Source organism: Arthrobacter sp. ISL-48, assembly GCF_018613805.1.
Classification (GTDB): Bacteria; Actinomycetota; Actinomycetes; order Actinomycetales; family Micrococcaceae; genus Arthrobacter.
Map to the genome: position 1 here is coordinate 42,874 of NZ_JAGGPL010000007.1, position 7,013 is coordinate 49,886.

The window sequence follows — 7,013 nt, forward strand, 5'->3', positions numbered from 1 at the left end:
TACCACTAGTTAATCGGTGTGGCCGGTTGCTCTCCGCAGAGTAGGGCGAGGGCGTTGTCTGCAGCGAGCATCGCCATCGCAGTGCGCGTTTCGACAGTGGCGGAGCCGAGGTGCGGCACGAGCACCACGTTTTCGAGCTCAAGCAATCCGGGGTGCACGGTGGGCTCGTTCTCAAAAACATCGAGCCCGGCGCCCGCGATCCGTCCCTCGCGAAGCGCAGACGCGAGCGCTGCTTCGTTAACTATCGGCCCGCGCGCCGTGTTGATGAGGTACGCCGAGCTCTTCATCGCCCCGAGTTGCTCGGCGCCGATCAGGTGATGCGTGGCAGCCCCGTAGGGGCAGTGCAAGGAGACGATGTCGGAGATGGCCAGCAACTCATCGAGATCGACCCGCCGTGCGCCAAGGTCGGTTGCGATCGCGGGGTCGATCTCACTGCGTGACTGGTAGACAATTTCCATGCCGAAGGCCTTGGCCCGGCGTGCGGTCGCCTGGCCGATGCCACCCATGCCAACGACGCCGAGGGTCTTGCCTTGCAGGCTGCTGCCGAGCAGGAAGAACATGCCCCACTTCCAGGCCTGGCCGGAGCGGATTAGCCGTTCCCCCTCGCCGAGTCGTCGGGTCACCGTAAGGATGAGGCCGAGCGCGATGTCAGCTGTGGCCTCCGTGAGCACGCCAGGCGTGTTGGTGGCCACGATGCCCCGTTCAGTGCAGGCTGGCACGTCGATGTTGTCATAGCCGACGGCGACGTTTGCGACCACTTTGAGCTGCGGGCCCGCGGCGTCGAGTAGCTCGGCGTCGATACGTTCGGTGAGCAGGCTCACCACCGCATCGGCCCCGGCTACCCGGCAAAGGAGCTCCTCGCGGCCAATCGACTCCGGACCAGACCAGGCATCGACTTCGTGCTCGGCGCGCAGCTTTTCCAGCGCGGTTTCGGGTACACATCCCGTGACGACGACCCGGCTCATGCCGTCTCGATCCACTTGCGCAGGCGCCCGAGGCCGTCACAGATGTCGGCGACGTCGATGCCAGAGTAGGCGAGCCGGATGTACTGCCGCTCTTCGCCGGGCTGGCGCCGGCCGAAGTGCTCACGCGTGCAGAAGGAGACGCCGGTTTCGTACAGGGCTGCGGAGGCGAAATCGCCGACTGCCGTGTAGCCCATACGCTCCATGACCTCGGTGACGTCGGGGAAAAGGTAGAACGTCGACTGCGGCACGGCGACGTGCATGCCTGAGATGTCGTTCACGAGTTCGCATGCGGCATCCCGGCGGACGCGCAGGATGTCGAGCATCTGCTGTACGGGTTCCTGGGTACCGCGGAGCGCTTCAATGCCGGCCCATTGCACGTAGTGCGTTGTGCATGACTCATCGTTGGTGTTGAGTGTGCTGAGAATTTTGGCGATTTCGATCGGGGCGACGGCGCAGCCCAGGCGGGATCCGGTCATGGCGAACTTCTTGCTGAAGGTGTAGAGGATCACGGTGCGCTCCGGCATGCCGGGAATCGATGCAATTGAGCTAGAGACACCCTCATAGCGCGTCTCGAAGTACGCCTCATCGGAGAGTACCCAGAGGTCGTGCTCCTGCGCGAGTTGGGCGATTGCCTCTCGCTCGGCCGCCGTCGACTCGGCCGAGATGGGGTTCTGCAGGTCGTTGTAAATGATTGCGACCGTATTCGGCGTGATCGATGCGCGCACCTGTTCGAGGTCGATCGCGAAGCCTTGGCTCGTGGGCAGGTAGCGGTAAGGCACGGCCGTGCCGCCCAGGTACTCGATCTGCGATTCGTAGATCGGGAAGCCGGGGTTTGGGTAGAGCACCTCCTGGCCTGGGTTCATGACCGCCTGCAGGAACTTGGTGATCACGGGCTTGCCGCCCGTCATCACCACGACGTTGTCGGGGGAAAACTCGATACCCCGGCGGGCCCCGAGATCCTCGGCGAGGGCCTCGCGCAGCTGCGGGATGCCCGGGCCGGGGCAGTAGCCTGTATGGCCGTCGCCGATGGCCCGGTTCATCGCTTCGACGATATTCGGGGCCGTCGGGATGTTGATGTCGCCCAGGTGGAAGGGGTACACGCGGTTCCCCGCCGCTCTCCAGGCGGCCGCTGCTTGGGCGACGCTGAAGGCGGTTTCGGTGCCCAGACGCTCAAGCCGTTGCGCGAATTGCTTCATGCTTTTCCACTCCTCATCGAGTTGACAACGATCCTCCAGCGGATCCGATCTAGTATACGACTAATATATCAATTCTGGAACGAGATATACGGATAAATTCTTGGAAATGAACGGCGCGAAACCTGGCCTAAAACATGCCTGGCTATGCGAAGGAGAACGTGGAAGTGCAGTTCGTCGAACCTCCCCTGAACGGACGGGCCCTTCCAGGGGAAGTCGCCCACGCAGCCCGAGCCATCGTGCGGGGCATGCTGTTGGCCATGCTGGACCAACCAGAAGTCTGCAGGGTCCGGGCCCAGTGAAATTGCGACGGCGAGAATCTGCTGATCAGTGTCCGGACGACGGCGGCGGCAACTTTGCCGCCGCCGCATCCAGTTTGGGCAGGCTGGACCGGAGGATCAGGCCCTGAACGGAAGAAGGCAGATAGGGGTCATGCCCGGCCAAGGTCGCTGTCAATGTACGAGCCTGGGCGGTTTTCGGTGCCGTGCTGGCAACTGCAGCCACCATCCAGCTGCAGCCGAACGGTCACTGGACTCGATGACTCAAGCCGGATGTCAACAGGCTCCTCCTCATTCCTGCTAAAGCGGAGAATGGGTTCTTGGTCGTTGCGATGGGTCATGTAATTACCTTTGCTGATAGGTGGGGAGTGAGTGCGCCCCGGTGGCACGCGCTGGGAAGCCGTGTGCCACCGGAACGGATTGCTATTTCTGTGAACAGCTATTTGTTGTCCCGGTCCGCGTGCCGTGCCTTGACGGCGGGGATGCTGCCGGTGTGGGTGCCGCCCGTGTGGGAGTCTGGGTCCGGACATGATTCAGCGCAGTCATGCTTCGTGACAAGTTCAAATTGAACGCCGCCGTGCTGTTCCACCCCGGTCCGAATGGCCCGTTCCACCACCGATGTTGCCAAGCGTCTATGCAATGACAGTGGATCGCGGCGCAGGTCCTTTGCCAGGGCAAAACAGAGCAGGAACATGACGACGACGAACGGCAGCGCGGCTACGATAGTGATCCTTTGTAGCCCGGCCAAGGCTTCAGATGGTTCGTCGCCGCCGGCCAGCAGCATGACGGCTGCTACTGCACCGGTGAGGCTGCCCCAGAAGATCACCACACCGCGCCGGGGGTGCTCGGCACCATTGGAGCTAAGCGATCCCATGACAATGGAGGCTGCGTCGGCACCCGTGATGAAGAAGATCGCCACGAGAACCATGGCCAGCACGATGACGCCAGCGGTGAGCCAGCCGGGCATGCCAAGGTTCTTGACGAGGTCGAAGAGTGCGCCGTCGAAATTGACGGACGGCACCCCGTTGCTCATGGTCACCAGGCCTGGTGTGCCGGCCTTGTCGGCTTCCTGCTGGACGTTGAAGGCGGCTCCGCCGAAGATTCCGAACCAGATGATGCTAACGATGCTGGGTACCAGCAGTACGCCCGTGACGAACTGGCGGATGGTCCGGCCGCGGCTGATGCGGGCAATGAACAGGCCGACGAAGGGCGTCCACGAGATCCACCAGGCCCAGTAGAAGATGGTCCAGCTGGTCATCCAACTGCGAAGGGCCTCGTCGCCGACCGCCTCGGTCCGGGACGACATCTCGGCCAGGTCACGGACGTAGTCGCCGACTGCGGACGGGATCAGGTTGAGGATGAAGAGGGTGGGACCGGCGATGAACACGATGAGTGCCAGGACGACGGCCAGGACCATGTTGATGTTGGACAGCCACTGGATGCCGCGGCTGATGCCTGAGACCGCTGAAGCGACGAAGCAGAAGGTCAGGACAGCGACGATCACCACCAGGACAGGAGTTCCGATTTCGCCTACCCAGCCGTTGGAGGTCATGCCGCTGCCGATCTGCAGGGCACCGAGGCCCAGGGACGCGGCGGTTCCGAAGAGGGTGGCAAAGATGGCCAGGATGTTAATGAGCTTCCCAATGGGCCCCTCAACCATCCGGATGCCAAACAGCGAGGTGAACATTGCTGATACCAGCTGCCTGCGGCCCAGACGGTAGGTACCGTAGGCCATGGCGATGCCCACTACCGCGTACATGGCCCAAGGGTGCAGGGTCCAGTGGAAGATCGAAGTGGCCATGGCGGTCTGGATGGCTGCGGGAGTGCGGCCGTCCACGGTGCCCGGTGGTGGCGAGATGTAGTGGTAGAGGGGTTCGGCCACCCCGTAGAACATGAGCCCGATGCCCATGCCGGCGGCGAACATCATCGATACCCAGGAAACGGTGCGGAATTCGGGCTTCTCGCCGTCCTTGCCCAGCGGGATGTTGCCGAACTTGCCGAGGGCCAGCCACAGCACAAAGATGACGAACAGGGAGGCCATCACCATAAAGAGCCAGCCGGTGTACTCCATGACCCAGTTGAGGGCAAGTGTTGAGCTGGAGGCCAGGCTGTCCCGGCCGACGAAGCCCCAAACCACGAAGGCGACAGCGATGGCACCTGTGATCCCGAAGGTAACTTTGTCGAGGGTGAGCGTATGGTTCCGGCGTTGCGAAACGGCTTGCTCGGTCTTGGCATTGCGCAGCTCCTCGAGGATCTGCTGATACTCCTCGGCGTCCGGCAATGGTGCTGCGTCTCCCTCCTCCGGTTTGGGGACTGTGGGGTTGGTGTTCTCTTCTTGAGAGACACTGATGACTTCTTCGGTATTGCCCAAACTTTCGGGCTCCTCACTAGGGTGAGTCTCTGCCAGACCGTTGTCGGCAGGTAACTCCTCAGGTGACAGGGTTTTTAGATCACTATTAGTAGCCATGAGCGGGTCCTTTGCTCGGCGAGTCATGGGCTTGCGGTTTACACACGGCCTTCGGCTGTTAGTCCAGGCGGAAGGTTGGGGGCTTCGCCCGTTCCGAATGACCATGATGTTGCCCTCGGGTCGTTCCGCATGGATCAACAGGGTTCGCCTTATGCAACAGCGTGCTCTTCGCCACAGTCGGCAGACTTCAGAAATACCTTGACATTGACGCCTGTATGTGTCGATGGCTTGCCGCACGTTGACAGTCAACGTGGCTTAGGCCACTCTGTTGCATAGTGTGACCCTCGTTGCGTAACAAGCAACTTAGTGGAGTGAGAAAAGTCGGGGACACTACTAAGCACTCGTAGAGCTCTTAGGAAACTGCAGGCCTGGACCGTTGAGAAGGGCCTACCGGCGTCTGTAGCCCATTTTGGTGCTAATGGTTAGACCTGCATCGCGGAGACCGTCAATAAGCCCGGGCTGCTCCTCTGGCGTGAAGCGGAAGGCGGGGCCGGAAATGCTCACAGCGGCGATGACGTTTCCCAAGTGGTTGTAAATGGGTACTGCAACCGCCGTCAGACCGATTTCGAACTCCTCGTGAACGACGGCATAGCCACTGTGGGCTACTTCCAGCAGCTGCTTCTCCAGCTCCGAGCGGTTGGTGATGGTGCGTGGCGTGCGGGCAGGCAGGCCCATCCTCCTAAGGATCGCGTCCCTTTCGTCGGCAGTCAGGGCAGCGAGCAGCACTTTGCCACTCGACGTGGCGTGCAGCGGTGTCAGGCTGCCCACCCAGTCATAAGTCGCCAGCGTCGAGGGGCCCATTGCCTGATCCACGTTGACGGCAAAATTCGACCGCAGCACGGCCAGGTTGACCGTTTCCTTATATGACGCTGCGAGGCTCTCCAGAACGTCCCTGGCCTCGTGAACTACGCTCAACCTGCCCGGGATGGACGACGCCAGGCGCAGGATGCCAAATCCCAGCTGGTACTTTCCACGTTCGCTGTTCTGCCGGACCAGCTCGCGCCCAACCAAGGATCCGACCAGTCTGGACGCCGTGGACTTGTGTATGCCCATCTCCTCGGCGATTTCACTGACACCAGCGTCGCCTTCCCGGGCCAGGATTTCCAGAATCTGGAGGGCGCGATCCACCGATTGGACGCCTCCCGCCTGTGCATCTGCGTCCTTGTCCATGTCCGGGTCGTTGCGTGCGGCCATCATGCCTCGTGTCATCGTCCATGCCGGTGTGCAAGCGCGGAGGGAGGTTCAGCCGACCATCCGCTTCATCTTGTTTCATCCTAGACGGACACCGCCGCAACGCTGTCAAATGGGCATCGGGCGCAGCCATGCAGAACACCCCGCCGGGGCTCCCGCGGCGGGGTATTCGTAAATGGCGCAAGCCTAAGGCCAGCTAGCCGATCTTGTTGGCTGCCTCTGCCTCGGACGCTGCGGCGGGGGCGGCGCCAAGGTTGGCGCGGAGCTTGGCGCCGAGTTCGGCGTCAACGTTGGTCCAGTACTGGATGGCACGTTCCTTGATGCCGGGGCTCTTCACGCCGCTCACGGCACCGGTGATGGTGTCCAGGAAGCGGGCCTTGGCGGCCTCGTCGTAGACCTCGCGGTAGAGGGTGCCGGCCTGGCCGAAGTCGCCGTCCTCGGCGTGGAGGGTGTGCGCGGAGAGCGTCAGCTCGCCGTCGTTCTCCCAGCCCCCGGCCGGGTTCTGCGGCTCAACGGCAGCGGGGCCGCCCACCGAGTTCGGTGCGTAGACCGGGACGGAAGGAGCGTTGAAGTGGTAACGCCCGGAGCCGTCCTGGCTGTAGTTGTTGACCTGGTTCTTGGGCTGGTTCACCGGGATCTGTGCGTGGTTGGTGCCCACGCGGTAGCGGTGTGCGTCGGCGTAGGAGAAGATGCGGGCCTGCAGCATCTTGTCCGGGGAAGCGGCAATCCCCGGCACGAAGTTCGACGGCGCGAAGGTGGCCTGCTCGATCTGCGCGAAGTAGTTCTCCGGGTTACGGGTCAGCTCCATGGTGCCGACCTTGATCAGCGGGTAGTCGCTGTGCGGCCATACCTTGGTCAGGTCAAACGGGTTGAAGCGGTAGGTCTTGGCATCCTCGTGCGGCATGACCTGGACGTGCAG

Annotated in this window: 6 protein-coding genes; 1 reads left to right on the forward strand and 5 read right to left on the reverse strand. The window is 62.4% G+C overall.

The window, feature by feature from the left end; genetic code table 11:
- Positions 1 to 5 precede the first annotated feature (5 nt).
- Entirely contained in the window at positions 6 to 965 is a 960-nt protein-coding gene (locus J7E83_RS09915; protein WP_214961579.1) for a D-glycerate dehydrogenase, read from the reverse strand.
- Positions 962 to 2,161, reverse strand: coding sequence for a pyridoxal phosphate-dependent aminotransferase (locus tag J7E83_RS09920; RefSeq protein WP_214961587.1), 1,200 nt, complete (start codon positions 2,159 to 2,161; stop codon positions 962 to 964). Before J7E83_RS09920 ends, J7E83_RS09915 begins: the two co-directional genes overlap by 4 nt.
- A gap of 134 nt (positions 2,162 to 2,295) precedes the next feature.
- Here J7E83_RS09920 and J7E83_RS09925 point away from each other — a divergent pair, with 134 nt between their 5' ends.
- Positions 2,296 to 2,460: a hypothetical protein gene (locus J7E83_RS09925; RefSeq protein WP_214961589.1), complete on the forward strand. Its 165-nt coding sequence runs from the start codon at positions 2,296 to 2,298 to the stop codon at positions 2,458 to 2,460.
- A gap of 415 nt (positions 2,461 to 2,875) precedes the next feature.
- Here the strand turns inward: J7E83_RS09925 and J7E83_RS09930 are convergent, their stop codons facing one another.
- From J7E83_RS09930 to J7E83_RS09940, 3 genes are all read right to left on the reverse strand, one after another.
- Positions 2,876 to 4,903, reverse strand: coding sequence for a BCCT family transporter (locus tag J7E83_RS09930; RefSeq protein WP_396020527.1), 2,028 nt, complete (start codon positions 4,901 to 4,903; stop codon positions 2,876 to 2,878).
- Positions 4,904 to 5,290: 387 nt separating this feature from the next.
- Complete coding sequence (locus J7E83_RS09935) at positions 5,291 to 6,097, reverse strand: IclR family transcriptional regulator (protein WP_214961603.1); 807 nt, start codon at positions 6,095 to 6,097, stop codon at positions 5,291 to 5,293.
- Positions 6,098 to 6,290: 193 nt separating this feature from the next.
- The coding region (locus J7E83_RS09940) for a catalase (protein ID WP_214961593.1) at positions 6,291 to 7,013 on the reverse strand (723 nt) is incomplete at its 5' end.

Bases quoted from the DNA above. Each gene is read 5' to 3' on its own strand.
- J7E83_RS09915 (WP_214961579.1), bottom strand. From the start codon at position 965: ATGAGCCGGGTCGTCGTCACGGGATGTGTACCCGAAACCGCGCTGGAA.
- J7E83_RS09920 (WP_214961587.1), bottom strand. From the start codon at position 2,161: ATGAAGCAATTCGCGCAACGGCTTGAGCGTCTGGGCACCGAAACCGCC.
- J7E83_RS09925 (WP_214961589.1), top strand. From the start codon at position 2,296: ATGCCTGGCTATGCGAAGGAGAACGTGGAAGTGCAGTTCGTCGAACCT.
- J7E83_RS09930 (WP_396020527.1), bottom strand. From the start codon at position 4,903: ATGGCTACTAATAGTGATCTAAAAACCCTGTCACCTGAGGAGTTACCT.
- J7E83_RS09935 (WP_214961603.1), bottom strand. From the start codon at position 6,097: ATGGCCGCACGCAACGACCCGGACATGGACAAGGACGCAGATGCACAG.